Source organism: Amycolatopsis bartoniae (genome assembly GCF_014191255.1).
Lineage (GTDB): Bacteria > Actinomycetota > Actinomycetes > Mycobacteriales > Pseudonocardiaceae > Amycolatopsis_E > Amycolatopsis_E bartoniae.
This window is the reverse complement of sequence record NZ_JACHWH010000002.1, coordinates 816,396-842,255: the sequence shown is the minus strand read 5'-3', so window position 1 is coordinate 842,255 and position 25,860 is coordinate 816,396. Positions and strand designations below refer to the sequence as shown.

The 25,860-nt window shown below is 71.2% G+C and carries 26 protein-coding genes; 12 read left to right on the top strand and 14 right to left on the bottom strand.

The window, feature by feature from the left end:
- Positions 1 to 15 precede the first annotated feature (15 nt).
- Both FHX82_RS15900 and FHX82_RS15895 read right to left on the bottom strand, forming a co-directional pair.
- Positions 16 to 546, bottom strand: a complete 531-nt coding sequence (locus tag FHX82_RS15900) for a hypothetical protein (RefSeq protein ID WP_444541928.1) — start codon at positions 544 to 546, stop codon at positions 16 to 18.
- A 198-nt stretch (positions 547 to 744) separates the two neighbouring features.
- Complete coding sequence (locus tag FHX82_RS15895) at positions 745 to 927, bottom strand: hypothetical protein (RefSeq protein WP_145935702.1); 183 nt, start codon at positions 925 to 927, stop codon at positions 745 to 747.
- A 195-nt stretch (positions 928 to 1,122) separates the two neighbouring features.
- Between FHX82_RS15895 and FHX82_RS15890 the strand changes: the two genes are divergently transcribed.
- Entirely contained in the window at positions 1,123 to 1,860 is a 738-nt protein-coding gene (locus tag FHX82_RS15890) for a hypothetical protein (protein ID WP_229881406.1), read from the top strand.
- 1 nt (position 1,861) lies between these two features.
- On the opposite strand, the gene dprE2 is transcribed toward FHX82_RS15890, so the two are convergent.
- The 5 genes from dprE2 to FHX82_RS15865 all read right to left on the bottom strand — a co-directional run bounded on the left by dprE2 (position 1,862) and on the right by FHX82_RS15865 (position 5,530).
- A complete protein-coding gene (gene dprE2, locus FHX82_RS15885; RefSeq protein WP_145935703.1) occupies positions 1,862 to 2,602 on the bottom strand; it encodes a decaprenylphospho-beta-D-erythro-pentofuranosid-2-ulose 2-reductase in 741 nt (246 codons plus the stop codon).
- 186 nt (positions 2,603 to 2,788) lie between these two features.
- Entirely contained in the window at positions 2,789 to 3,415 is a 627-nt protein-coding gene (locus tag FHX82_RS15880; protein ID WP_183176649.1) for a DUF4383 domain-containing protein, read from the bottom strand.
- A gap of 90 nt (positions 3,416 to 3,505) precedes the next feature.
- Positions 3,506 to 4,327 carry an ABC transporter permease gene (locus FHX82_RS15875; protein ID WP_145935704.1) on the bottom strand — a complete coding sequence of 274 codons (822 nt, stop codon included), beginning with the start codon at positions 4,325 to 4,327 and terminating at the stop codon, positions 3,506 to 3,508.
- Positions 4,287 to 5,084 carry an ABC transporter ATP-binding protein gene (locus FHX82_RS15870; protein WP_145935705.1) on the bottom strand — a complete coding sequence of 266 codons (798 nt, stop codon included), beginning with the start codon at positions 5,082 to 5,084 and terminating at the stop codon, positions 4,287 to 4,289. Before FHX82_RS15870 ends, FHX82_RS15875 begins: the two co-directional genes overlap by 41 nt.
- On the bottom strand, positions 5,081 to 5,530 hold the full coding sequence (locus tag FHX82_RS15865) for a MarR family winged helix-turn-helix transcriptional regulator (RefSeq protein ID WP_373308682.1): 450 nt from the start codon (positions 5,528 to 5,530) through the stop codon (positions 5,081 to 5,083). The genes FHX82_RS15870 and FHX82_RS15865 overlap by 4 nt, the downstream gene beginning before the upstream one ends.
- Positions 5,531 to 5,633: 103 nt before the next feature.
- On the opposite strand from FHX82_RS15865, the gene FHX82_RS15860 reads away from it, so the two are divergent.
- A complete protein-coding gene (locus tag FHX82_RS15860) occupies positions 5,634 to 7,094 on the top strand; it encodes an AMP-binding protein (protein ID WP_145935706.1) in 1,461 nt (486 codons plus the stop codon).
- Between the two features lies 1 nt (position 7,095).
- Here FHX82_RS15860 and FHX82_RS15855 read toward each other — a convergent pair whose 3' ends face one another.
- From FHX82_RS15855 to FHX82_RS15845, 3 genes are all read right to left on the bottom strand, one after another.
- Positions 7,096 to 7,584 (bottom strand): pyridoxamine 5'-phosphate oxidase family protein, encoded by a 489-nt coding sequence (locus FHX82_RS15855; protein WP_145935707.1) that lies wholly within the window; start codon positions 7,582 to 7,584, stop codon positions 7,096 to 7,098.
- Positions 7,585 to 7,606: 22 nt separating this feature from the next.
- Positions 7,607 to 8,125: a GNAT family N-acetyltransferase gene (locus FHX82_RS15850; RefSeq protein WP_183176648.1), complete on the bottom strand. Its 519-nt coding sequence runs from the start codon at positions 8,123 to 8,125 to the stop codon at positions 7,607 to 7,609.
- 91 nt (positions 8,126 to 8,216) lie between these two features.
- Positions 8,217 to 8,690: a MarR family winged helix-turn-helix transcriptional regulator gene (locus FHX82_RS15845; protein WP_145935709.1), complete on the bottom strand. Its 474-nt coding sequence runs from the start codon at positions 8,688 to 8,690 to the stop codon at positions 8,217 to 8,219.
- Between the two features lie 156 nt (positions 8,691 to 8,846).
- Here FHX82_RS15845 and FHX82_RS15840 point away from each other — a divergent pair, with 156 nt between their 5' ends.
- Positions 8,847 to 9,794 (top strand): alpha/beta hydrolase, encoded by a 948-nt coding sequence (locus FHX82_RS15840; protein WP_145935710.1) that lies wholly within the window; start codon positions 8,847 to 8,849, stop codon positions 9,792 to 9,794.
- Here FHX82_RS15840 and FHX82_RS15835 read toward each other — a convergent pair.
- On the bottom strand, positions 9,772 to 10,740 hold the full coding sequence (locus tag FHX82_RS15835; protein ID WP_145935711.1) for a nucleoside hydrolase: 969 nt from the start codon (positions 10,738 to 10,740) through the stop codon (positions 9,772 to 9,774). The genes FHX82_RS15840 and FHX82_RS15835 overlap by 23 nt on opposite strands.
- An 11-nt stretch (positions 10,741 to 10,751) precedes the next feature.
- On the opposite strand from FHX82_RS15835, the gene FHX82_RS15830 reads away from it, so the two are divergent.
- On the top strand, positions 10,752 to 11,567 hold the full coding sequence (locus tag FHX82_RS15830) for an acyltransferase (protein WP_145935712.1): 816 nt from the start codon (positions 10,752 to 10,754) through the stop codon (positions 11,565 to 11,567).
- Positions 11,568 to 11,697: 130 nt separating this feature from the next.
- Here FHX82_RS15830 and FHX82_RS15825 read toward each other — a convergent pair whose 3' ends face one another.
- Together FHX82_RS15825 and FHX82_RS15820 are read right to left on the bottom strand one after the other, a co-directional pair.
- Positions 11,698 to 12,807 (bottom strand): glycosyltransferase, encoded by a 1,110-nt coding sequence (locus FHX82_RS15825; protein WP_145935713.1) that lies wholly within the window; start codon positions 12,805 to 12,807, stop codon positions 11,698 to 11,700.
- 60 nt (positions 12,808 to 12,867) lie between these two features.
- The gene (locus tag FHX82_RS15820; RefSeq protein ID WP_145935714.1) at positions 12,868 to 14,292 is read right to left on the bottom strand and encodes a short-chain fatty acyl-CoA regulator family protein; all 1,425 of its coding nucleotides are present in this window, start codon (positions 14,290 to 14,292) and stop codon (positions 12,868 to 12,870) included.
- Positions 14,293 to 14,517: 225 nt separating this feature from the next.
- On the opposite strand from FHX82_RS15820, the gene aceA reads away from it, so the two are divergent.
- The 8 genes from aceA (at position 14,518) to FHX82_RS15780 (ending at position 24,565) form a co-directional block, all read left to right on the top strand.
- Positions 14,518 to 15,798, top strand: coding sequence for an isocitrate lyase (gene aceA, locus FHX82_RS15815; protein WP_145935715.1), 1,281 nt, complete (start codon positions 14,518 to 14,520; stop codon positions 15,796 to 15,798).
- An 84-nt stretch (positions 15,799 to 15,882) separates the two neighbouring features.
- Complete coding sequence (aceB, locus tag FHX82_RS15810) at positions 15,883 to 17,487, top strand: malate synthase A (RefSeq protein ID WP_145935716.1); 1,605 nt, start codon at positions 15,883 to 15,885, stop codon at positions 17,485 to 17,487.
- A gap of 174 nt (positions 17,488 to 17,661) precedes the next feature.
- Positions 17,662 to 18,117: a nuclear transport factor 2 family protein gene (locus tag FHX82_RS15805; protein ID WP_145935717.1), complete on the top strand. Its 456-nt coding sequence runs from the start codon at positions 17,662 to 17,664 to the stop codon at positions 18,115 to 18,117.
- Positions 18,118 to 18,373: 256 nt separating this feature from the next.
- Entirely contained in the window at positions 18,374 to 19,864 is a 1,491-nt protein-coding gene (locus FHX82_RS15800; RefSeq protein ID WP_145935718.1) for an aromatic amino acid ammonia-lyase, read from the top strand.
- Positions 19,864 to 20,745: a 3-methyl-L-tyrosine peroxygenase-related protein gene (locus FHX82_RS15795; RefSeq protein WP_145935719.1), complete on the top strand. Its 882-nt coding sequence runs from the start codon at positions 19,864 to 19,866 to the stop codon at positions 20,743 to 20,745. Before FHX82_RS15800 ends, FHX82_RS15795 begins: the two co-directional genes overlap by 1 nt.
- Positions 20,681 to 21,343 (top strand): O-methyltransferase, encoded by a 663-nt coding sequence (locus FHX82_RS15790; RefSeq protein WP_145935720.1) that lies wholly within the window; start codon positions 20,681 to 20,683, stop codon positions 21,341 to 21,343. The genes FHX82_RS15795 and FHX82_RS15790 overlap by 65 nt, the downstream gene beginning before the upstream one ends.
- A 13-nt stretch (positions 21,344 to 21,356) precedes the next feature.
- Positions 21,357 to 22,382, top strand: coding sequence for a zinc-binding dehydrogenase (locus tag FHX82_RS15785; RefSeq protein ID WP_145935721.1), 1,026 nt, complete (start codon positions 21,357 to 21,359; stop codon positions 22,380 to 22,382).
- Positions 22,383 to 22,393: 11 nt separating this feature from the next.
- Complete coding sequence (locus FHX82_RS15780) at positions 22,394 to 24,565, top strand: SDR family NAD(P)-dependent oxidoreductase (protein WP_145935722.1); 2,172 nt, start codon at positions 22,394 to 22,396, stop codon at positions 24,563 to 24,565.
- A gap of 35 nt (positions 24,566 to 24,600) precedes the next feature.
- Here the strand turns inward: FHX82_RS15780 and FHX82_RS15775 are convergent, their stop codons facing one another.
- Positions 24,601 to 25,851, bottom strand: coding sequence for a glycosyltransferase family 4 protein (locus FHX82_RS15775; RefSeq protein WP_145935723.1), 1,251 nt, complete (start codon positions 25,849 to 25,851; stop codon positions 24,601 to 24,603).
- Positions 25,852 to 25,860: the final 9 nt, after the last annotated feature.

Here is a 25,860-nt window from a genome sequence, read left to right as displayed (position 1 = left end):
CGCGAGCCTAGCCGCTCAGGCAGGCCCGCAGTACACGGCGACGACGGTGCTCGTGGTGTTCGGGCGCAGGGACAGCCGCATCTCCGCGGGCTGCTCCGGCACGGCGAACGCCAGCGTGAACCGGACGTCTCGACCGGTCGGGACGTCCTTGCCCGCGTCCACGATGCCGCTGTAACCCTGCGTGGGATCGACCACCTGCTTGGCCCCGCCCCCGGCGACCGTGGCCGACACGGACAACGCCGAGAGCCGGTAGGGCTGGTCGCCGTCGTTGCGGACGGCTATCTCGAACGCCGCCGCCCGATCACTGTGCGGGTACGCGCTTTCACTGGGGCGGAACGACTTCGGCGTCGACACCGAGATCGTCACACCGTCGTCGAAACGGTACTGGCCACCGAAGCCCAGAGTCTGCTGAGTGGGCGCAGCCGCCGCCTGGAGGGCCGGGCTGCCCGCCTCGTTCCTCGCCATCGGCTCGGTCTGCGCGGGCGCGCCGCACGCGGTCAGCCCGACCAGGGCGGCCGCGATCAGGACGTGCCTCGGGGTGCGCACAGCGGCAACTTCCTTCACTCGTCGAAGGTCACCTCCGGCTGCGCCGTTCGGGGTAGGCACTTCTGCCGGGGGGACTCGTTCACAATGGCGGGACTCGGCCCCGGCGGCGAGGCGTCGCGGGGGGTTGAGGCGCACCTGGTGTAGGGCTGTGGCCGATCCGTGATCGGAACGGTACCGCCGGTGAGCGCCACCACTCGCTCAGGTGGCGAGGGCGAAGAACAGGATGAAGCCGCCGACCGCGAGCACCCAGACGACGATGAGCCAGCCGAAGTCCCGCCACGGGTCGACGGTGTGGTTGTCCTCGCCCGGCACGTAGACCCCGCGCTGCTCGAACCAGTCCGCCCAGCGCAGCATCCAGCTGAACGGGTTCCGCTCCGGCATGGCTTGCACCTCCTCCCGCCCACGGTACGGCGTTGCCCGCGAGTGCACTTCCGCTACCTGTTCATCACAGAGCGTCGAAAATTGTCTCGAAGGGCTGTGACTGTCCCCACTATGTTGACAACGAACTGGTAACGACGGTTAAGTATGTTGCTGTTAGTGACGAACGAGGGGGCTGTGAACGTGCGGAGTGACGAGGTGAGTTCCCGACAGGGTGAGGGCGGCGAGCAGTTGACCGTCGCCGACCTGCTGCGCCGCGAGGGCATGACGCAGGAGTTGCCTGCCGTGAAGGACCCCCTCGCCGACGCCCCGACCGAACGCATCCCCGTGGCCGTGCTGCTGCGCCGCGAAGGCCGCTGGGACCGCCGCAAGGCCAGCCGCGTCGGTGCGCTGGCCGCGGGGGTCGCCGCGCTGGCCGGAGTCGCCGTGACGGCGCTGACCACGGGGCAGCTGCACGACTCGGCCATCTCCGCCGCGGGCGGTGGTGGTGGGCCCGTCATCGCGCCCGACGCGACCACGAGCGAGGTCACCAGCTCGCCGAACCTCGCCTCCAGCCAGTCGTCCACACAGGACAGCACCAGCGCCACGCCCGACGGCGCCGCCGAGACCCAGTCCGCGAGCACGCGCTCCGCGTCCAGCGGCGGGCAGGCCCGCACGGGCTCCATCGGGCAGGCGCCCGCCGGCTCGTCGAGCGACGCGACCACCGCGGACAGCACGTCGTCGACAACCACGACCACCAGCCGCACCGACCCGCCGCCGCAGGACACCACGAGCAGCAGCTCGCCCGCGCCGCACGCCCAGCCGCCGACCACCGCCACGCCGACCACCTCGACGTCTACGCCGAGCGAGGAGCCGCCGAAGGACAACAGCGGCCGGCTGGGCAGCGGCATCCTCGGCGGGCTGCTCGGCGGCCTCGGCGGAATCCTCGGCGGCTGAGTCAGCGCGGCAGACGCCGCCACACTGCACGCGGAAGCAGCCGCATCGCGAAGAAGACGGGACGGAGCACGGCGGGGACCCACACCTCGCCGCGCCCGCGCCGCAGCGCCGCGACGGTGGCTTCGGCGACCTGGCCGGGCGTGCTGGAGAACGGCGCGGGGCTCATGCCCTGGGTCATCCGGCCGACGACGAACCCGGGCCGCACGAGCAGTAGCCGCACGGGACCGCCGTGCAGCGCGTCGGCGAGGCCGCTGGCGAACCCGTCGAGCCCGGCCTTCGCCGACCCGTACACGTAGTTCGCCCGCCGCACCCGGATTCCGGCGACGGACGAGAACACCACGATCCGGCCGGATCCCTGTGCCTTCAACAGATTCACCAGCTCGGTCAGCAGGTGCACGTGGGCCAGGTAGTCCGTGTGCACGATCGCGGCGGCGTGCGTGGCGTCGGCCTCGGCGCGCTGCTGGTCGCCGAGGATCCCGAACGCCACCACCACGACGTCGAGCGGCCCGTGCTCGGCGAGAACGCCTTCGAGCACGGGCCGGTGGCTCGCGAGGTCGTCCGCGTCGAACTCGGCGCGGGCGACGTCCTTCGCGCCGGCCTCGCGCAGCGCGGCCTCCTGTGCGTCGAGGTCCGCGCTGCGCCGGGCGGCCAGCACGATCTTGTTGTCGGGCCCGACCAGCCTGCGTGCGACTTCCAGGCCGATCTCACTACGCCCACCCAGGACCAAAACCGTTCCACTCACGCGGAGCAGTCTGCCAGGACCTGTACCCGAAGCGGCTTGCGAGCCGGTGCGGGTAGCGGAACCTGAGGAAGCTTCTCGCTCCGGGATCGCCGACTCATGACCGCCAGGTGACCACGTCGGCGCTGTCCTCGCGAGAAGCTCCCTCAGAACCCGCAGCGGTGCCGGTTGACGGCCTCACCCAAGAACTCAGTGCGCCGCCGGCGTGTGGCTGCGCCGCAGCCAGGACGACCGGCGCCGGTGGCCCGGACGTTCCTCGGCCTTCGCCTGTTCCGGGACGTCCGCACGGGTGTCGCCACCGGTGGGGATCGGCTCGGTCACCGCCGTGGTGCTCGCCGCGGTGGTGGGAGCCGCCTCCGGCTCCACGACGTGGACGGTCTTGCGGGCCGGCATGACCGCGATGATCAGGCCCAGCACGGCGGTGCCGATGTGCAGCCAGTTGTCCGCGTTGTTGAGGTTCAGCGGGTTGCCCACGTTCGCAACGGGGTTGCGCGAGATCACGCCGGTGATCATCAGACCCCACACCGCGATCAGGCCGTACCCGAGGAACAGCACCCACCCGTAGGTCCGGGCGAGGCCGGAGTAGGTCGCGGTCAGCAGACCGAGCACGCCGACCACGACATGCACGAGGTTGTGCAACGGGTTGATCATGAACCCGAGCAGCATCTCGTGCTGGTTGCCGGTGAAGTTGCCGAGGCCGGTCCGCGCGAACCCGACGATGCCCGCCGCCAGGTACACCAGGCCGACCAGCCCGGCGAGCACCTGGACGGGCTGCAGCCCCTGCACCTTGATGTGCGCATCTTTCGAACGAGCCATGATCTCGTCCCCTTTGCCGGATGAGCGCCGCACTGCAGTAGTGCGGCTGGTGCGCGCAGGGGTACCCGAACGTGAATTCCGACAAACTCCTCAGCGCGCGAGCCGCCCCAGCAGCGCCGACGCGACACCGATCGCCGCGACCATGACGCCGATCAGCACCCCGAAGTCGAGCCCGAGCCGGGCGGGCGTGCCGATCAGCAGCCCGCGCAGGGCCTCGACCTCGTAGCTCAGCGGGTTGACGTGGTTGAGCACCTTGAGCCACGTCGGCATCAGGTCCACCGGGTAGAGCGCGTTGGAGCCGAAGAACAACGGCATGGTGATCGCCTGCCCGATGCCCATCAACCGGTCGCGCGAGAGCACCAGGCCCGCGATGACGATGGACAGGCAGCAGAAGAACGCCGAGCCGAAGACCAGCGCGAGCGCCATGGCGATGAGCTTCAGCGGGTTCGTCGTCAGCCCCACGCCGAGGATCGCGGCGAGGACCAGCACGATCAGCGCCTGCACGAGCGCACGCAACCCGGCGGCGAACGCCTTGCCCGTCACCAGCGCGGCCCGTGGCGTGGGCGTGACGAGCAGCTTCGACAGGACTCCCGCGTCGCGTTCCCAGATGATCTGGATGCCGTAGAAGATCGCGATGAACAACGCCGACTGGGCGAGGATGCCGGGCGCGAGGTAGTCGAGGTACGGCGTGTTCCCCGTGGGGATGGCACGCAGGCGCGTGAACGTCTCGCCGAAGATCAGCAACCACAGCGCGGGCTGGATCGCGCGGGTGACCAGCTCGGTGCGGTCCCGGCGGAGCTTCTGCAGCTCCATCAGGCACATCGTGCCCATCCGGGACAGCAGCAGCTGGACCTGCCGCAGCGGGCCGGGGCTAGCCCAGGCGGCGGGCGGTGCGACGAGCGGAGCGGACATCGCGGATTCCTCCTCCATCGAGCTGGTCGCCGGTCATGGCGCGGAACACGTCGTCCAATGTGGACCCCGCGCCGAGACCGGCTTCGAGTTCGGCCGGGGTGCCGAGCGCACGGATCCGGCCGCGGTGCATGAGCGCGATGCGTTCGCAGTACTGCTCGGCCTCGTCCATGTAGTGCGTGGTGACCAGCACCGTCATGCCGGTCTCGCGGCGGATCTGCTCGATGCGCTCCCACACGCTGGAGCGGGCGACCGGGTCGAGCCCGATCGTCGGTTCGTCGAGGATCAGCAGCCGCGGTGAGCTGATCAGCGCCTGCGCCAGTTCGAGGCGGCGGATCATGCCGCCGGAGTAGCCCGACGCCTGGCGGTCCGCGTCCTGGGTGAGGCCGACCGCGTCGAGCGCGCGTTCGACCTGCTCCTTGCGCTGCCGCCGCGGCACGTCGAACAGCCGCGCGAACAGGTTCACGTTCTCCCGGCCGGTGAGCGTCCCGTCGGCGGAAAGCTGTTGTGGCACATAGCCGATCAGCCGCCGCACGGCCATCCGCCGGTGCACGTCGATGCCGAACACGTCGATCTTGCCGTGCGTGACCGGCAGCAGCGTGGTGATCATCCGGATGGTGGTGGTCTTGCCCGCCCCGTTGGGGCCGAGCAGGCCGAACACCTCGCCCGCCGGAATCTCCAGGTCGAGCCCGTCGACCGCGGCCTTCTCGCCGAAGGAGTACCGCAGTCCCGTGCAGCGCACGGCGGGAACGTCCGTCATGTGTCCTCCTCCATGGCCGCGATCAGCCGGTTGAGGGCCGGCAGCGCCGCGGCGATGGCGTTCCGGTCCACTTCGGACAGAGTGGCGAGCCGGTCCGCCACGAACTCGTTCCTGGCGCGCCGCCACGTGCCGAGCCGGACGTGCGCGGCGGGCGTCAGCTCCAACCGGGCGGCCCGCCGGTCGGCCGGATCCACCGTGCGGTCGAGCATCCCGAGCTCGACGAGCTGGTTGACCAGCGTGCTCACCGAGTTGCCCGCCAGGTGCAGCTTGCGGGCCGCCGCGGCGACGCCGATGCCGGGCTCCGTCTCGACCGCCCGCAACAGCTCGACCTGCGCGCCCCGCAGGCTCGGCTGCAGTTGCGGGATCCGAGCGCGGACCTGGCGCCGGACGAGCCGGCGCAGCCCGGTCACGGTCAGCATCAGGTTTTCCGCGAGTGGTGTGCTCACAGCTCCGAATATAGCTCTTAGTGAGAGTTATTAGCAACGCTCATCTTCCGCGGAACGAGAAGGGGCTTGCCCTGCCACTCGCCGGAAGGCGAAGCTCGGGAGCGTGGACGGGAACCTCGCGACGGTCCTGGAACGCCTCGCCGACGAGCTGGGAGACCGGGACGCGGTCGTCTGCGGGAAGGCCCGGCTTTCCTGGCGTGAGCTGGACGAACGGGCCGCGCGCCGCGCCGCGTTGCTCGCCGGGCACGGGATCGGCCGCGGTTCGCGCGTCGGCATCGCGCTGTTCAACGGGCCCGGCTACCTGGAGACCGTGTTCGCGGTGCTGAAGCTGCGCGCGCTGCCGGTGAACGTGAACTACCGCTACCGCGAACGCGAGCTGGCCGAGCTGCTGGGCGGCGCGGACGCGCGGGCGCTGGTGTACGACCCGGAGCTGGAGCCGCGCGTGCGGGCCGCCGGGTTACCGGGATGCGCGCTGGTGCCGTTCGGGGACGTCGATCTGCCGCCGCTGCCGCGGATTCCGCGCTCACCGGACGACGAGTGGCTGATGTTCACCGGAGGTACGACCGGCAGGCCGAAGGGCGTGCTCGCGAGCCAGCGGTGGCTGGGCGAGGTGGTCGGCGCGAACGCGGCCAAGATCCAGGGCCGGACGACGCTCGTGGCGCCGCCGCTGATGCACGGAACGGGGCTGTACCTGAGTCTCGGCTGCCTGGTGAGCGGCGGGACCGTCGCGTACCTGCCGTCCCGGTCCTTCGACCCGGACGAGCTGGCGCGGGAGATCGAACGGCTGCGCGTGGCGGTGCTGGTGGTGGTCGGCGACGTGTTCGCGGCGCCGCTGAACGACGCGCTCGACCGCGGGCACTACGACGTGAGCAGCCTCCAGCGGGTGGTCAGCGCCGGCGTGACGTGGAGCAGTGCGGTGAAGGAAGGTCTGCTGCGGCACTGTGACGCGGAGCTGGAGGACATGCTGGCCGCGTCGGAGGGCGGGCCGTTCGCGCGGTCTGTCACGTCCCGGAAGCGGCGCGAGCGGTTCGAGCTGCTGCCGGGGTGTCGCGTGCTCGGTCCCGACGACCGCGACGTCGAGCCCGGTTCCGGCGTGGTGGGGCGGATCGCGGCGCCGACACAGCCGGAGACGCGCTACCTCGACGACCCTTCGGCGAGCGCGGCCACGTTCCGCGTCGTCGACGGCACGCGGTACGTGTTTTCGGGGGACTTCGGGACGATCGCGGAGGACGGCTCGCTCGTACTGCTCGGGCGGGGTAGCCGGGTGATCAACACGGGTGGGGAGAAGGTGTTCGCCGAGGAGGTCGAGCAGGTGCTCGCCACGCACCCAGCGGTCCAGGACGTGATCGTGGTCGGCGCGCCGGACCCGCGGTGGGGGCAGCGGGTGGTGGCTGTGGTCGTCGCGCGGGGCGAGCTGACGGCCGACGAAGTGAGCGACCACGTGGGCGCGGAGCTGGCGGGCTACAAGCGGCCGCGGGACGTGGTGTTCGTGCCGGAGATCCGCCGCAGCCCGGCGGGCAAGGCGGATCTGGCGTGGGTGCGGGAGGTCGTCTCGGCGTCTTGAGTCACTGCCCCCGCTGGGCGAAGTCCTCGGCCGTGCCGCCGCCGGGGAAGCGGGTCACGAAGTCGAAGGTGCCGACCCAGGTGGGGCGCACGACGATGCGCGCCATGCGGGCTCCGGTGGCTTCCAGCTCGTCGACCGCCTTCAAGGCTTCCGGGCCGTTGTAGCGTTCCTGTGCCCAGCGGTACTCCGGCGCGAGGCCGTCGACCTCGATCACCTCCGCGCGGCCACGCAGGAGGAGCACCTCGGGCGGCGGGCCTGCCCGGTCGATGGTGACCGCGACGTCCGGACGCGCGGTCAGCGCCTTGAGTTTCGCCGTGCCCGTGAACGTGGCGAAGACGATCTCCTCGCCGTTCCAGTGGAACAGCATCGGGAACACGCGTGGCGTGCCGTCGTGCGCCACGTATGCCAGCCGGGCCAGTTCGGTCGAGCCGAGCAGCTTCTGGGCGAGGTCGGTGTCCAGGAGGCCGAGGTCGCCCTGCGGAAGTGTCATGCCCTCAACCTAGGAGTGGACGCTACTGAGTTTCCCGTGGCAGGTCGAGGCGGTAGCCCAGCATCCGGTGGTTCCCGACGCGTGGCGAGTCCGGGGCCTCGCGCCCGTCCCGGTACCAGCCTTTCGCGAGGTAGAACGCGTGGGCGCGGGTGTTGAAGTCCCACGCCCACAGCCGTGCCGCGAGCACGTCCGCCGCGCGCCAGATCGACACCGCCTCCGCGTGCAGGGCCGAGCCGATGCCGTGGCGGAACCAGTCCGGGTGCACGTGGATCTGGTACAGCTGCGAAGTCACCGCCGGATCGGGTTCTGGGTGGTAGCACGGGCCGATCATGAGGAAGCCGACCAGCTCGTCGCCGAGGCGCGCGACCCGCACGGTCCGGCTGGGGTCGCGGATGATGCTCGCGTACAGCTCCGGGTCCCGCGTGTTCTGCTTCGCGAGCACCTCCTCGTCCAGGAAGCCGTGGTAGTACGCGGTGCGGGCCGCGACGTGCACGGCGAGGAGGTCAGCAGCATCGGCCACGCTCGCCGGTTCGACTCGCATCTCAGCCATGTTCCCAGGACGCCCCGTGATCACACCGGTTGCTTTCCGGCGCGGCCTCCCGGGAAGCGCTTTCCGGTTCCGGAACTCCTGGTTACCGAAGCGAACCTGGACTGTCCACAGTGGGCACCACGCGGTAGTTCGTAACCGACTCGGTGAGCGCCCGCAACGTCGTGCGCAGCTCGGCCAGCCCCGCGTCGTCCAGTCCCATCGCCTCGCCGATCGTCGTCGGCAGCGGGATGGCCTTCTCCTTCAGCGCCGCGCCTTCGTCGGTCAGCGTGATGCACACGGAGCGCTCGTCGTCGCTGCGCCGCTCCCGGCGCACGAGCCCGAGCTTCTCCAGGCGCTTGAGCAGTGGTGACAGCGTGCCGGAGTCGAGGCTGAGCGCGCGGCCCAGCTCCTTGACCTGGCTGCTGCCGTGCTCCCACAGCACCAGCATCACCAGGTACTGCGGATATGTCAGGTTCAGTTCCTCCAGCAGCGGCCGGTAGAGGCTCGTCACCGCCCGCGAGGCGGCGTAGAGCGCGAAGCAGACCTGGTCGTCGAGCTTCGGTGCTTCTTCGGACATCCGGTCACCTCCTTCCGGTTCATAGTCCTCTCCTACGGGGAAGTGGGCAATTCAAGTGGCCTGCATCTCATTGAGCCCAACTTAGTTGTGTACAACTTGATTGCGAGCTACCTTCTAGTCATCCGGTTCGACACCGGGAACCGCAAGGAGAAGGACATGAGCGCGAACCCCCGGAACCTGGCGCTGGAGCCCGCCGCGCAGGCGTTCACCGAGGCCACCGCGAACCCGCCGTACCTCTACGACCTCGGTCCCGTCGACGGGCACAAGGCCGTGGACGAGGTGCAGTCGGGCGAGATCGCGAAGCCCGAGGTCGACCTCGAAGACACCACGCTCGCCGACGTGCCGGTGCGCATCCTGCGGCCGAAGGGCGCGACCGGCCCGCTGCCGGTGATCGTCTACATCCACGGCGCCGGCTGGGTGTTCGGCAACGAGCACACCCACGACCGCCTGGTCCGCGAGCTCGCCGTCGGCGCGAACGCCGCCGTGGTCTTCCCGAAGTACAGCCTCTCGCCCGAAGCCCGCTACCCGGTCGCGATCGAGCAGAACTACCGCGTGGCGCAGTGGGTCGCCGAGAACGGCGCCGAGCAGGACCTCGACCCCAGCCGCATTGCGATCGCGGGTGACTCGGTCGGCGGGAACATGACCGCCGCCGTGACGCTGATGGCCAAGGAGCGCGGGGGCCCGTCGTTCAAGCAGCAGGTGCTCTTCTACCCGGTCACCGACGCGAACTTCGACACCGCCTCGTACGAGGAGTTCGCCGACGGCTACTTCCTCTCCCGCACCGGCATGAAGTGGTTCTGGGACCAGTACACGACCAGCGAGAAGCAGCGCGCCGAGATCACCGCGTCGCCGCTGCGGGCGAGCGTGGAGCAGCTCGCGGGCCTGCCGCCGGCACTGGTCATCACCGGCGAGGCCGACGTGCTGCGCGACGAGGGCGAGGCCTACGCGGCCAAGCTGCGCCAGGCCGGCGTGCCCGTCACCGCGGTGCGGTACCAGGGCGTGATCCACGACTTCGTGATGCTGAACGCCCTGCGCGAGACGCACGCCGCGGACGCCGCGATCGCCCAGGCGATCACGTTCCTCAAGCGGGCACTGACCGCCTGAGCCTGCCCAGCACGAACTCCCCGAGGCCGGCCACGTCCGTGTCCACCGCGACCTGGACGGTCTTCGGGGCCACGGCTCCGTCACCCTCGCCGCGCATGCCGGGCAACCGGCGGTCGACGAGGGTGGTGCCGCGTCCGGGGCCGAAGGTGCAGTCCACTTCGATCGGATACGGCTCGGTCCGCAGGATGCCCGGGTTGATCGCCTCGGCCACCGCGACGGCGTCGTGCAGCACGATCCCGTCCCAGCCGAGCGAGCGGCGGTAGGACGCGAGGTAGTCCGGGGTCAGCGCGGTGAGCGCGGCGCCGATCGGGCTCTGCGCGAGCTCGTTCAGCCAAGCCGTGGAGACCGCGCACCGGTGGGTCAGGTCCAGCGGCACCATGACGCAGGGCACGTCCTCGTCGACGAGCACGCGCCGCGCCGCCTCCGGGTCGCTCCAGATGTTGAACTCCGCGGTGGCCGTGCTGTTGCCGCGCGCGACGCCGCCGCCCATCAGCACGATGCGGCCGATCTTCGGCTTCACGTGCGGGTGCGCGGCCAGCAACAGCGCGATGTTCGTGAGCGGCCCGATGGGCGCGATCGTGACGGGCTCGTCGGCCGCTTCGAGCAGGGACACGAGGAGCCGCACGGCGCCGCCGGGCTCGGGTTCCCGTTGCGGCGCGGGCAGGGAGGCGGAGCGACCGGATAGTCCGTCCGCTCCGTGCACGTGCCCGGCGCGGGCGAGCTGCGGGTGGACCAGCGGCCGCGCGGCCCCGGCGGCGACCGGGACGTCCGGGCGGCCACAGAGCTGCAGGACGCGCAGGGCGTTGGCGGTGGTGTTCTCCAGCGGGACGTTGCCGAACACCGTCGTGACACCGAGGAGCCGGACATCCTCGCTGAGCGCGGCGAGCGCGATCGCGAAGGCGTCGTCCACGCCAGGGTCAGTGTCGATGATCAGTTTCATGCCCATACCCTCAAGGTATGACATCGATGTGGGGATCACCGGTGCTCTCCCGGCTCGGCGCGTGGCGGCGCGCCCGGCGTGACCCGCGGCAGGCGAAGTTCCTGACCGCCGACTCGCTGCGCTGGGTCCTGCGCAACCACGCCTACACGCCCTGGTACCTGGTCCGGTACTGGCGGCTGCTGAAGTTCCGGCTGGCGAACCCGCACATCATCCTGCGCGGCATGGTGTTCCTCGGCAAGAACGTGGAGATCCACTGCCGCCCCGGCTACGGCAGGCTGGAGATCGGCCGCTGGGTCCACATCGGCGACGGCAACGCCATCCGCTGCCACGAGGGCTCGCTGCGCATCGGCGACAAGGCGGTGTTCGGGCGGCAGAACGTGGTCAACGGCTACCTCGACATCGAGCTGGGCGCCGCCACGCTCGTCGCGGACTGGGTGTACATCTGCGACTTCGACCACATCACGAGCGACATCACCCTGCCGATCAAGGACCAGGGCATCGTGAAGTCGCCGGTGCGCATCGGGCCGGACACGTGGATCGGCACAAAGGTCTCGGTGCTGCGCGGAACCCGCGTCGGCCGCGGCTGCGTCCTCGGGGCGCACGCGGTGGTGCGCGGGGACATCCCGGACTACAAGATCGCGGTCGGCTCCCCGGCCCGCGTGGTCCGCGACCGCCGCGCGGACTACGAGGCGGACGCGGAACGCCGGGAGGCCGTGAAGGACATGGCCCGCAAGGCGGACAAGGCGCTGCGGAAGACCCTGGAGAACGAGAACCCGAGCGAAGCCGGAGCTAAAGCAACCCCGCCTCGACGCGATCCTTCAACGCCGCGTTGAAGGCGGCGAACCGCGCGCCCCTCGATGGACCAGATGTACGTCGCCCAGTCCGGATAGGCGGCAAAGTCCGTGAGCACGTCCCGGACCTGCTGCGGACTCGCCGCGATGTCGGTGACGGCTTCGACCGGTTTCATCGTTCCTGCGCCAACCGCCGGTGCAGCTCGGCCCACGCGGCTTCCGGGGCGGGCAGCTCGGCGATCCGGGCGGCCACTTCGCGGGCCGCCGACCGGGGTGCCGGATCGTCGAGGACGGTGCGGAGTGCGCTCGCGAGCCGGTCCTCCGCTTCCGACGGGTCGAGGACGAGGGCGGCACCCGCTGACGCCGCCCGCTCCGCGAGGACCGGCTGGTCGGCGATCGTGGGCAGGGCGACCATCGGGATGCCGTGGCTCAGCGAAGCGATCACCGTGCCCGCTCCACCGGCCGTGACCACCGCGTCGGTTCCTTCCAGCAGATCGGCCAGCGGGGTGAACCCGACGAAGCGAACGTCCTCCGGGGCGTCCGGAACGGCGGCGCCGGTGACGACGACCTCGACGTCCAGAGCGGACAGCGAGGCGAGCAGCTTGCCGGTGATGATCGACATGTCGGCCGTGGTACCCAGCGTGATCAGCACTCGCGGCCGCTCGCCCCGGGGCAGCGGTGCCGGTGCGCTGCCCGGCGGCCGGTAGGGCAGGGGGCGCAGTGCGATCCCGTCGTCGGGCAGGCGGTAGCCGTCGTGCTGCAGGAATGAAGGCCACAGCTCCAGCAACGCGGCCCGGGACGGCACCCGCAGGCCGCGGGCCTCGGCCTGGCGAGTCATCCCGTCGAAGAAGCTCTGCACCATCGGCGGGGGGAACTCGACGGTGATGCCGTGGACCACCCACGGAATCCCGAGCGCCGCGGCCACGAGCGGGGCGACCAGGTCGACGACGTCCGAGACGATCACCTCGGCCTGGAACCCCTTCGCGGCGGCCAGCGCCGCGTCGAAGCCGAGGTCGATGCGCGTGTCGGAGAACAGCCCGGTCACTCCCGCCAGGTCCGTCGCGTCGGTGGGGTCACCGGCGCCCGGCCGCCGTGCCTGCTCGGCGAACAACTCCGGTATCTCCGGCCCGGCGGGCAGGAACGGCAGGTCCCCGACCGTCGCCCCCATCGATGCTCCGGTGGAGACGGCGACCTCGTCGCCCGCGGCCCTGGCGGCCACCGCGGTAGGCAGCAGCGGCAGGAGGTGCCCGTACGCGGGCACGCTGGTGAACAGAACGCGCATACCAGCGAAGATAGAGAGCCGCCCGCACGGGCACCCCCGGCCGCACGGGATGATGTCCGTTCAGCCCTTCGGCACCGCCGGATAGGGCACGAACGTGCTCGTGTTCTCGTCCACCGTCAGCTGCTTGCCGATCGTCGGGAAGGCGCGCTGCGGGCAGGCCGGGCGGTCGCACACCTTGCAGCCCATGCCGATCGGCGTCGCGGCCGCGCGGTCGTCCAGGTCCAGGCCCGTCGAGTACACCAGCCGCCGGGCGTGGCGCAGCTCGCAGCCCAGCCCGACGCTGAACATCTTGCCCGGGCTGCCGTAGCCGCCGATGTTGCGCTGGATCGTCCGCGCGATCCAGAAGTAGCTCTTGCCGTCCGGCAGCGTCGCGATCTGCGTGATGATCTTGCCGGGCGCGGTGAACGCCTCGTAGATGTTCCACAGTGGACACGCGCCGCCGACGCGGGAGAAGTGGAAGCCCGCCGCGGACTGGCGCTTCGACATGTTCCCCGCCCGGTCCACGCGCACGAACGAGAACGGCACCCCGCGCATCTTCGGCCGCTGCATCGTCGACAGCCGGTGGCACACCGTCTCGAAGCCGACGCCGAACTGGTCGCACAGCCGCTCGATGTCGTACCGGACGCGTTCGGCCTGCGACAGGAACGGCCCGTACGGCAGGATCAGCGCGCCCGCGAAGTAGTTCGCCAGCCCGACCCGCGCCAGCGAGCGCGCAGCCGGTCCGGAGAACGCCCACGAGTCGGCCAGCTCCGTGATCAGGTCGTCGTACTCCAGCAGTGCGATCTGCGACGCCATCCGGAACGAGCGCTGCCCGATGCGCAGGCTCGGCGCCAGCCGCAGCACCCGCGCGTCCGGCTCGTACCGGTGCTGCTGGCCGCGGGCCTCGTCGATGCCCTCGGTGGTCACCTGGACGCCGTAGCGGTCGGTGAGCTGGTCCTGCAGGGTGCGGTGCACGCTGCCCGGCCGCAGGTCCATCGCCGCCGCCATCTTCTCCGCGCGCTCGTCCAGCTCGGCGACGTAGTTCTCCCGCTCGTAGAAGAAGTCCCGGACCTCCTCGTGCGGCAGGGGAGCGGCGGCACTGCCGTGCAGGCCCATCCCGTTCTCGGTGACCAGCGCGGCCGTGGTCTCGACGGCGTTGCGGTAGCTGCGGTGCAGCTTCACCAGCGCCTGCGCGACGCCCGGGAGGTTGGTGGCCAGGTCGTTCAGCTCGCTGGTGGTCGCTTCGAGGCCCACGGCCTCGTCGAGGAGGGCTTCACGGACGTCCGCGACGAGCCGCGCGGTGTCGTTGTTGGCGAAGAACTCGGTGTCGACACCGAACGCCTCGGTGATGCGAAGGAGCACTGGAACGGTCAAGGGACGGGCGTTGTGCTCGATCTGGTTGAGGTAGCTGGGGCTGATTTCCAGCAGCCGGGCCGCGTCGGCCTGGCTCATCGAGCGGCTCTCGCGAAGGTGACGCAGCTTCGCGCCGGCGAAAGTCTTGTCCATTTCCCGCCTCCGAATCGGAGATCTTCCGTCCCTGACCGATCAAGACACCGGTTCAGTCACGAAACTTTCTGTGAGCTGCGAACGGGTCGTTCGCAACCTTCACAACATGCTACGAAAAATTTACAGAAATTGGCAAGTTGGAGCGCTGGCTTTGTTTTAGCTGGTCATGTCATCGTCGAAGACATCAGCGAGTCATCGCAAGATTTGCAAAGGTGGAGACATCTCATGAGCGAGAACCTCGAGCAGGCGGCCGCAGAGCTGGCCAAGCAGTGGGAGACCGACCCCCGGTGGAAGGGCGTCAAGCGGTCCTACAGCGCGGCTGACGTGATCAAGCTGCGTGGCAGCGTGGTCGAGGAGCACACGCTGGCCCGCCGCGGCGCCGAGAAGCTGTGGCAGCTGCTGCAGAGCGAGGACTACGTCCACGCCCTCGGCGCCCTCACCGGCAACCAGGCCGTGCAGCAGGTCCGCGCGGGCCTCAAGGCGATCTACCTGTCCGGCTGGCAGGTCGCGGCCGACGCCAACCTGGCCGGCCAGACCTACCCGGACCAGAGCCTCTACCCGGCCAACTCGGTGCCGGCCGTCGTCCGCCGCATCAACAACGCGCTGGGCCGTGCCGACCAGATCAACTGGGCCGAGGGCAACACCGACATCGACTGGTACGCGCCGATCGTCGCCGACGCCGAGGCCGGCTTCGGTGGCCCGCTCAACGCGTTCGAGCTGATGAAGGGCATGATCGCCGCCGGCGCCGCGGGCGTGCACTGGGAGGACCAGCTCGCGTCCGAGAAGAAGTGCGGTCACCTCGGCGGCAAGGTCCTGATCCCGACCAAGCAGCACGAGCGCACCCTCAACGCCGCCCGCCTCGCCGCGGACGTGCTGAACGTGCCGACGCTGGTCGTCGCCCGCACCGACGCGCAGGCCGCGACGCTGATCACCAGCGATGTCGACGAGCGCGACCAGAAGTACATCACCGGCGAGCGCACGTCGGAGGGCTTCTACAAGGTCACCAACGGCATCGACCCGTGCATCGACCGCGGGCTGGCCTACGCCGAGTACGCCGACCTGCTGTGGATGGAAACGTCCACTCCGGACCTGGAGGTCGCCCGCAAGTACGCGGAGGCCATCAAGGCGAAGTACCCGGACCAGATGCTGGCCTACAACTGCTCGCCGTCGTTCAACTGGCGCAAGCACCTGGACGACGCGACGATCGCGAAGTTCCAGCGCGAACTGGGCCACATGGGCTACAAGTTCCAGTTCATCACGTTGGCCGGCTTCCACGCCCTGAACTACTCGATGTTCGACCTGGCGCACGGCTACGCCCGCGAGGGCATGACCGCCTACGTCGACCTGCAGGAGCGCGAGTTCGCGGCCGAGGAGCGGGGCTACACCGCCACCAAGCACCAGCGCGAGGTCGGCACCGGCTGGTTCGACCTGGTGTCCACCGCCCTGAACCCGGAGAGCTCGACCACCGCGCTCACCGGTTCCACCGAGGAAGCCCAGTTCCACTGACCGCGTGAGGACCGGGCTGCCCCGACTCCACCCCGGGGCAGCCCGGTCCTCCGACCCCAGAGTTCGCGCCGAAGAGAGGTCATCATGTCCACAAGGTTCACGTCCCGGATCGACATCGCCGGTCCCCGCGGGGAACGCTTCGACGAGATCCTCACCCCGGCCGCGGTGGACTTCATCGCGAAGCTGGACAACGCCTTCGCCGGCCGCCGGCGCGAACTGCTCGACGCGCGCCGCCGGCGCTGCGAGGAGCTCGCCTCGGGTGAGCGCTCGCTGGAGTTCCTGCCGGAGACGCGCTGGATCCGCAACGACTCCTCGTGGCAGGTCGCGCAGCCCGCGCCCGGGCTGGAGGACCGCCGCGTCGAGATCACCGGGCCGACCGACAAGAAGATGACCGTCAACGCGCTGAACTCCGGTGCGAAGGTGTGGCTCGCGGACTTCGAGGACGCGCTCTCCCCGACCTGGGCCAACGTCATCGGCGGCCAGCTGAACCTCTACGACGCGATCCGCCGCAACATCGACTTCGAGTCGAACGGCAAGCAGTACCGCGTGGGCGACAACCCGGCCACGATCGTCGCGCGCCCGCGCGGCTGGCACCTGGTGGAGAAGCACATCCGCATCGACGGCCGCCCGGTTTCGGCGAGCCTCGTGGACTTCGGGCTGTACTTCTTCCACAACGCGCGCCAGCTGATCGCGCGGGGCAGCGGCCCGTACTTCTACCTGCCGAAGCTGGAGAGCCACCTCGAAGCGCGGCTGTGGAACGACGTGTTCCTCCTGGCGCAGGACGAGCTCGGCATCCCGCGGGGCACCATCCGCGCGACCGTGCTGATCGAGACGATCACCGCCGCGTTCGAGATGGAGGAGATCCTCTACGAGCTGCGCGAGCACGCGGCCGGGCTGAACGCGGGCCGCTGGGACTACATCTTCTCGATGATCAAGACGTTCGCCGACTCCGGCGCGGACTTCGTGCTCCCGGACCGCGCGCAGGTCACCATGACCGTGCCGTTCATGCGGGCCTACACCGAGCTGCTGGTGAGCACCTGCCACAAGCGTGGCGCCTACGCGATCGGCGGTATGGCGGCGTTCATCCCGAGCAAGGACCCGGAGGTGAACGCGACGGCGCTGGAGAAGGTCCGCCAGGACAAGGAGCGCGAGGCGAACGACGGCTTCGACGGTTCGTGGGTCGCGCACCCCGGCCTGGTGCCGGTGTGCGACGAGGTCTTCAGCGAGGCGCTCGGCGGCTGGCCGAACCAGCTGGGCCGGCTGCGGGACGACGTGTCCGTGACGGGCGAGGACCTGCTGAACGTCGCCAGCGCGGGCGGCGAGGTCACCGAGCGGGGTGTCCGCGCCAACATCAACGTGGCGCTGCGGTACGTCGACTCGTGGCTGCGCGGCACGGGCGCGGCGGCGATCTTCAACCTGATGGAGGACGCCGCGACCGCCGAGATCGCGCGGTGCCAGGTGTGGCAGTGGGTCCGCAACGGCACGAAGCTCGACGACGGCACCGCGGTCACGCCGGAGCTGGTGCGGCAGTGGCTGGACGAGGAGGCGGCGAACGTCCGCGCGGACCTCGGCGAGGGCAACCGCCTGGACGACGCCCGCGAGATCTTCGAGGAGACCGCGCTGGGCGAGAAGCTCCCGAGCTTCTTCACCACGTGTGCGTACGCCCGCTACCTGACGGACGTGCGATGAGTTTCCCTCCCGAGGGCCTGGTGAGCTGGTCGCCCTCCTTTCCTCCTGACAGGGAGGGCGACGCGCGCTGATTCTCTGGCCGGACGGCGCGCGGGAAGGCCCGGCAGGAACACCCGTTCCTGCCGGGCTCTTTTCGCACTGGCGCGGAGAACGTGCGTTCTCTACGCTGGCGGCATGAGCCGTCCGCCTTTTCCGCCCTTCGACGAGACCACCGCCGCGCAGAAGGTCCAGGCCGCCGAGGACGCGTGGAACACGCGCGACCCGGAGAAGGTGGCGCTGGCGTACACGCCGGATTCGGTGTGGCGCAACCGTGACCAGCACGTCGTGGGCCGCGCCGAGATCGTCCGTTTCCTCACCGCGAAGTGGGAGCGGGAGCTGGACTACGCGCTGCGCAAGGAACTGTGGGGCTTCCGCGGCAACCGGATCGCGGTGCGGTTCCAGTACGAGAGCCACGACGCGGAGGGGCAGTGGTACCGCAGCTACGGCAACGAGCTGTGGGAGTTCTCCGACGACGGCCTGATGCGCCGCCGCGAGGCGAGCATCAACGACGTGCCGATCGCCGAGGCGCAGCGGCGGATCTTCGGCCCCCGCCCCGAGTCCGAGCACGGCGTGCCGCTGCCGGTGTTCTGAGGTCCGTTCACCGCGGTGTAACACCGACTCTCCGAATTGGACATTCGGGCGCAACATTTCCGCAGGTCGTGGCACTGTGGACACGTGAGGCCCGGTCTCGTCGAGACCAGTGGTGAGTACGGGCCCGGAATCCTGCCCGAATCGACAAGATCACTTCCGGCGCATGTGACAGCGGGACAAGCTGGTGTCGCACCCCGGGCGCGCTGGAGCGGCCCGGCAGGCACTCCCCGCATCCCCGTTGCCCGAGAGGGATCGCATGTCGCTGTCTCCTGCCACCTCGCTGCCGACGAGGCTGGACGCCGCGTTGCTCGAACGCGCGGCCCGGCCGCTGGACCTCGAACTGCCCGCCGCGACCCGCGCCGAGGTCGACCGTGGACGGACCTTTGTGGACCGTTGCCTGTCCGGCGACCACGCGATCTACGGCTCCACCACGGGTTTCGGCCCGCTCGTCGCCTTCGCCGGCCGGGACACCGCGGCGGACCAGTGCGACAACGTGTTGCAGCACCTGACCGCGGGCCAGGGCCCGGACCTGCCGCCGGAGCTCGTCCGCGCGACGGTGCTGGCCCGGCTGTGGTCGCTGGCCCGGGGCCGGTCCGGGGTCTCCGGCACCGTGCTCGACGCGCTGTGCGCCATGCTGCGCACCACCTTCGCACCGGCGGTACCCACGCTGGGTTCCGTCGGCGCCAGCGGTGACCTGGTGCCGCTGGCCCACATCGCGCAGGCCCTGCGCGGCCACGGGTACGCCTACCTGGACGGCAGGCGGCTGCCCGCTGAGGAGGCGCTGCGCGAGGCCGGGCTGGCGCACCTGCCGCTCGACGGCCGCGACGCGCTGGGTTTCGTCAACGGCACCTCGCTGACCACCGCGGCCGCCGCGCTGGCGTGGACGTCGATCTCCCGTTCCCTCAAGGCCGCGGCCGCGCTGACCGCACTGCTCGCCGACCTGCTCGGCTGCGCCCCGGCCTTCCTCGCGCCTCAGCTGCTCAAGGCGTACGGGCATCCCGCCGTGATCGCGACCGGTGAGCGCATGGCCGCGCTGCTGGCGGGTGTCCGGCCCGAGCCGGACCGGCCGCTGCAGGAGCCCTACAGCATCCGCTGCTCACCGCAGCTGCTCGGCGCCGCGGCCTCGGCCGTGGAGTACGCGGGTTCGGTTGTCGACAACGACCTCAACGGCGTGAGCGACAACCCGTTGTTCTTCGAGGAGGACGACCTGATCGCGCACGGCGGCAACTTCTTCGGCCAGCCGTGCGCGTTCGCCGCCGACCTGCTCGCGATGGTCGCCACCCAGACCGGCAACCTCGCCGAGCGGCAGCTGGACCTGCTCGTCGACCCGCACCGCAACGGTGGTCTGCCGCCGATGCTCTCGCCCGAGCCGGGCCGTCAGCACGGGCTCCAGGGCGTGCAGGTGGTCACCACCGCCGTGGTGGTGGACATGCGAAGGCGTGCGACCCCCGCGAGTTTCCAGAGCGTGCCGACGAACCTGCACAACCAGGACGTCGTGCCGTTCGGCACGCAGGCGGCGCTCAACGCCCTCTCTCTCGCCGGCTCCCTGCGGCTGCTGCACGGTTCGCTCGCGCTGGGCCTGCGCCAGGCGGTGTTCGTCGGCGCCCGCCGGCCCACCGCGCCCGCCTGCGTCCGGCTGTTCGACGAGCTGGCGGCGGTACTCGAACCCGTCGAACGCGACCGGCCGCTGGACACCGCGGTCCGCGCCGCGGCCGACCTGCTCGACGCGCACCTGGCGGACGCGTGATGGACATCCCGGTCCGGGCCCGGCTGGAGGTCCTGCCGATGCCGATGCCCGCCCAGCGGCTGACCGCGGGCGACGGCGAGGATGTGCGCGGCTACCTGGCACTGGCCGTAGCGCCGCGCCCGGAGGTGTTCGCCTCGCCCGACGACCCCGCGGAACGCGCGTTCTACCGCTGGGTGCTGGGACACCACCTCGCCTTCGGCACCTGGCGGCTGCTCGGGGACCTGCTGGAGGACCTGCTCCGCGACGGCGTCACCGACGCGGGCATGGCCGAGGCAGCCCTGTGGTACGACCGGTACTCGGCCCTGCAGCTCTACGCGGGCAGCTGCACCGCGGACACCTACGCGCAGGTCATCCGCGCCCGCATGATGGCGCGCAACCCGGCGTTCAGCGGCGTGTGGGCGCGGGACTACGAACGGGTGCTCGCCCTGCTCGGGCGATACGACCTGCCCGCCGACGGTGTGCTCAAGCAGGCGCTCAAACGGCACCGGCTCATCCACATGACACTGGCGAAGATCCTTGTCCCGCAAGGGGAATCGCTGCTCAAACAGGCGGGCAGGCGACCCGGCGAGGGAGCGACCGACGACGAGCGCGACACCCTCGACGAGTTCTTCCTGGTGCACCGCAGGCCGACGTCGGACGCGGAGTTCCGCGCGCACCTGCTGCGCCGCGTCGCCGCGCTGCAGTGCGACCTGGCCGCCCGCCCGCTCGACCTGCCCACGCACACCGGCGTCGCGGACCTGCTGCCCGCCGGCCTGTCTTCGATGATGCGCGACCTCGCCACGACCCTCGCCGCCCGGCCACTCCTGGAGGAGCACGATGGACCTCGACAAACGGATCGGACTGAGCCCGCAGCTGACGAGCTACGTCGTCGCGCAAGCTGAGCCGCCGACCCCGGCCCAGCAGCGCCTCGTCGAAGCCACGCTCGCGCTCGGCGGCGTCGCCGAGATGCAGGTCCCGCACGAGCAGGCGGTCTTCCTCACGTTGCTCACGCAGGCGATCGGCGCGAAGACCGTCGTCGAGATCGGCACGTTCACCGGGTACTCGACGCTCGCGTTCGCCCGCGGTGTCGGTGCGGACGGCGTGGTGCACACCTTCGACGTGTCGCAGGACTGGACCGCCGTCGCCCGGCAGGCGTGGCAGGAGGCCGGGGTCGCCGACCGCGTGCGGCAGCACCTCGGGCCGGCCGCGGAGACGCTCAAGTCACTGCCCGGGGACCTGGTGATCGACCTGGCGTTCATCGACGCGGACAAGGTCGGCTACCTGGGGTACTGGGAGGCGCTGGTGCCCAGGATCCGGCCCGGCGGGCTGATCCTCGCCGACAACGTGCTCTACGCGGGCGAGGTCGTCGACGAGCACCCGAGCCGCAACGGCCAGGCCATCAGGGAATTCAACGCCCACGTCCGCGCCGACGACCGTGTGGAGTCGGTGCTGCTGACCCTCGCCGACGGGCTGACGATCGCCCGCCGCCTGAGCAACTGAAAGGAACCAGAGCATGAAAGCGGCGCTGCTGCGTGGTCCGGGCGAGCTGGTCGTCGAGGACGTGCCCGATCCGCGGATCGAGGAGCCCACCGACGCGGTCGTGCGGGTGCTCGCCGCCGGGATCTGCGGCACGGACCTGCGTGGCTACGCGGGCCTGCCCGGCCCCGTGACCGGACCCCGGTGCGGGCACGAGTTCGTCGGCGTCGTCGAGGACGTGGGTGCCGACGTGACCTTGCGCCCGGGCACGACGGTGGTGGCGCCGTTCGTGTTCGCCGACGGCACGTGCCTGGAGTGCGAGCACGGCGTGCCCAGCTCGTGCCGCGCCGGAGGGATGTTCGGCGTGGCCGGTGACGGCGGTCAGGCCGAGGCGGTGCGCGTGCCGTTCGCCGACGCCACGCTGGTTCCCGCGGCGGTGGACGAGAACGACGAGCGGCTGTCCGCGCTGCTGGCGCTGTGCGACGTGATGGCCACCGGGCGGCACGCGGCGCGGATGACGCGGATCGCGCCCGGGGCGTCGGTCGCGGTGATCGGCGACGGTGCGGTGGGGCTGTGCTCGGTCCTCGCCGCGCGGCAGGCCGGTGCGGAACAGGTTCTCCTGCTGGGCAGGCACGAGGACCGCGTCCGGATCGGCCGCGGTTTCGGTGCCACGGAAGTGGTTTCGGCACGGGGAGCGGAGGCCGTCGAGGCGGTCCGCGCGGCCACCGATGGCGCGGGCGTCGACGTGGTGGTGGACTGCGTGGGCGAGGCCGGTTCGCTGACGACGGCGATCGGGATCGTCCGCGACGGCGGCGCGCTCAGCCCCGTCGGCGGGCTGCACGCCGGGCTCGACCTGATGGCCTGCTTCCTGCGCAACCTCACGGTCGCCGGTGGCCTCGCCCCGGCCAGGACGTACCTGCCCGGCCTGGTCGAGGACGTGCTGGCGGGCCGGCTCGACCCGTCGCCGGTGTTCGACCTGTCCGTGCCGCTGGGGGACATCGCGAAGGGTTACGAGGCCATGCGCGACCGCACCGCGACCAAGACCCTCGTCCGGATCCGCTGAGGAGAACGCGCATGACCAGCCTGATCGAGGCCATCTGGGGCCCGGACCTCGCCGCCGTCACCGACGAACGGCTCGCGGTCGTCGACCTGACCGGCGGCACCGAGCGCCGGTGGACCCGGCGTGAGCTGGCGGCGGCCGCGGCGGGCGTCGCCTCGCGAGTGCGTGGCGCCGAGGTCGTCGGTCTCGTGCTGGAGAACAGTGCGGAGTTCATCGCCGGCTTCCACGGCGCGCTCGCCGCCGGTGCGGTGGTGCTGCCGCTGGACCCGCGGGCGAAGCCGGACGAGTGGGCTGCTTTGTTGCGGGCCAACGAGGTCAGTGTGGTGATCTCCGACGGGCGGCCAGGGCTTCCGGTCGGTGTGTCCACTGTGGAGGTTGGTGACTCGGGTTCGTCTTGCCCTGCGCCCGAAGGTGGATCGAAGACCGCCGTGCTGGCGGCGTCGAGTGGTACGCAGGGCAAGCCGAAGCAGGTGATCATCACCCACGACAACCTGGTGGCCAACCTGCACCAGATCGCGGGGGTGCACCGACTGTCCGAAGAGGACGTCGTGCTGGCGGTCACGCCGTTGCGGCACATCTACGGCATGCAGATGGCGATGAACAACTGCCTGCTGACCGGGGCGCCGCTCGTGCTCGCACCGACCCCGCTCGGCACGCCCGCCGAACTGGTAGAGCTGGCGGGAAAGCACGGCGTGACGGTGGCCTACCTCGTGCCCAGCGTGGTGGCGCAACTGGATTCCGTGAGTCCTGTGCCGGGCGGGCGGCTGCGGCTGGTGGTCTCCGGCGGCGCGCCGTTGGCGGCGTCGGCGGCCGAGAAGTGCTCCGCGGCGCTCGGCGTGCCGGTGGTGCAGGGGCTCGGAATGACGGAGGCGGGCTGCATCTGCTTCACCCCGGACGGCGCGCCCGGGCCGGTCGAGTCCGTCGGAGTTCCGGTGCCGGGCACCGAAGTCCGGTTCGTGGACCCGGAAACCGGCGCCGACGCGATGCCGGGGGAGCTGTGGATCCGCGGGCCGCAGGTGACGCCGGGTTACCTCGGCGACCCGGCCGCCACGGCGGCGCTGATCGACGACGACGGCTGGCTGCACACGGGTGATCTGGCCCGGCGCGACGAAGGCGGGTACGTCACGCTGGTCGGCAGGCTCAAGTCGCTGATCAAGTACAAGGGGCACCAGGTCGCGCCCGCCGAGCTGGAAGACCTGCTGATGACCCATCCGGCGGTCGCGGACGTCGCCGTGCTGGGGGAGCCGGACCCGGTGGCCGGGGAGGTGCCGAAGGCGTACGTGGTGCTGACCGAACCCGTGCCGCCGGCGGAAATCATGGCGTACGTCGCCGCCCGCGTCGCGCCGCACAAGCGGGTGCGGCTCGTCGAGCGGGTGGCCGCGATTCCCCGCTCCACCACGGGAAAGGTGGTGCGGGCGGAGCTGGAGGGCGGGCCGCTGCGCGGGCTTTCGGTGGTGGTGACCGGCGGTGGCCGCGGGCTGGGCCGGGTGTTCGCCGCGGCGCTGGCCCGGGCGCGGGCGAACGTGCTGATCACCGGCCGCGACGAGGATGCCCTGCGCACGACCGCGGCCGAGCTGACCGCCGAGGGCGCGCAGGTGTCGTGGGCGGTTGCGGATGTCCTGGATCCGACGGCCACGCGCCGGGCGGTCGCCGGTTTCGGCGACGTGGACGTCCTGGTGAACAACGCCGCCCTGCCCGGTCCGCTCGGCCCCGTGTGGGATGTCGACGCGGACGACTGGTGGCGGGCGGTGGAGGTGAACGTGCGCGGCACGCTGCTGGCGACCCGGGCGCTGCTGCCGGACATGGTCGCCAGGGGGCGCGGGCGGGTGATCACGATCGTCAGCGAGGCCGGCCGGAAGCGCTGGCCGCACGCGAGTGCCTACTCGGTGTCGAAGGCCGCGCAGATCAAGCTGGTGGAGAACCTGGCGGGCGAGCTGAAGGGCACGGGCGTCGCGGCGCTGGCCTTCGACCCGGGCCTCGTGGAGGAGGGCATGACCCGGGCGCACTTCGAACGCGGCCGAACGGGCGACCCCTGGGCCGACGGAGTCCTGGCCTTCGCCGAGGAAGCCAAGCGCGCGGGCAAGCTCGGCAGCGCCGAGGCCGCGGCGGCGCAGCTGATCCGCCTGGTGGCAGGCGAGGCGGACGCCCGCTCGGGCCGGTATCTGACGGTGGAGGATCTGGCTTAGGGCTGGTGGCGCGCTCTGGCCGCGGCCGGAGCCGGTCAGGCGAAGGCGTTCCCCGTGGGGATCTTCGGCCTTGGCAGTTCCTCGTGTTCCCGCACCTTCGCCCGGCGGTAGACCTCCGCCGTCGCCTCGGCGATGCGGGCCCAGTCGAAGTCCTCCGCCAGGCGGGCGCGTGCCGTGCGGGCTCGGCGGCGCGCCGCTTTCCGGTCGCTGAGCACGGAGTGCACCGCGGCGCGGATCGCCGCGCTGTCGCCCGGGGCGAAGGCCAGGCCGGTGAGCCCGTCGATCACCACCTCGCCGAGGCCGCCCGCCGTCGACGCGATCAGCGGGGCCTCGGCCGCCGCCGCCTCCAGGGCCACTATCCCGAACGGCTCGTACTTGCTCGGCAGCACCACGGCGTCCGCCGCCGCGAGCGCTGCCCGCAGCTCGCGGTCCGGCAGGTGTCCCGCGAAGTGCACCGCCCGGCGCACGCGTAGTTTCCGGGCCTGCGCGACCAGCTCGTCCAGATGCCGCCCACGCCCCGCCACCACCAGCCGCGTGCCCGGATGGTCACGGCGGATCGCGGGCAGGGCGGCGATCAGGTCCTGCACGCCCTTCTCCCACTCCAGCCGTCCGAAGTAGAGCAACAGCGGCGCGCCGTCGGGCGCGTACACCGACCGCGCCTTCGCCACCGCCGCCGGCGGGACACGCCAGCCCCGTTCCTCGATGCCGTTGTGGATGACGCTGATGTCGTCCGCCGCCACCTCGAACAGGCCCGCCACCTCGGCCCGCATCGCCCGCGAGCACGTGATCAGCGCGTCGGCCCGGTTCGCCAGCCACCACTCCGCCGAGTGCACCTGCTGGTTCAGTGGGTACGACAACCACCCCGAGTGCCGCCCGGCCTCCGTCGCGTGGATGGTGCCCACCAGCGCCTTCCCGGCCGTCTCCGCGAGCGTGATCGCCGGGTGCGCGACGAGCCAGTCGTGGGCGTGCACCACGTCCGGCTGCCACGTGCGCAGCAGCTCCAGCCCGTGCCGCACCATCGCGTGCCCCATCGCGAGCGTCCACGCGACGAGGTCCTGCTCGAACGTCACGTGCATCGGGTCCTCGGCCACGCGGATCACCCGCACGCCGTCGACGACCCGGTCGGTGGTCGGATGGGTCTGCGCATCCGTCCCCGCCACGTGCCGGCACAACACCACGACCTCGTGCCCGTCCCGCGCCAGGTGCCGCGCCAGCGCGTGCACGTGGCGGGCGAGCCCGCCGACCACGACCGGCGGGTATTCCCAGGACAGCATCAGCACGCGCATGGGCCGAGG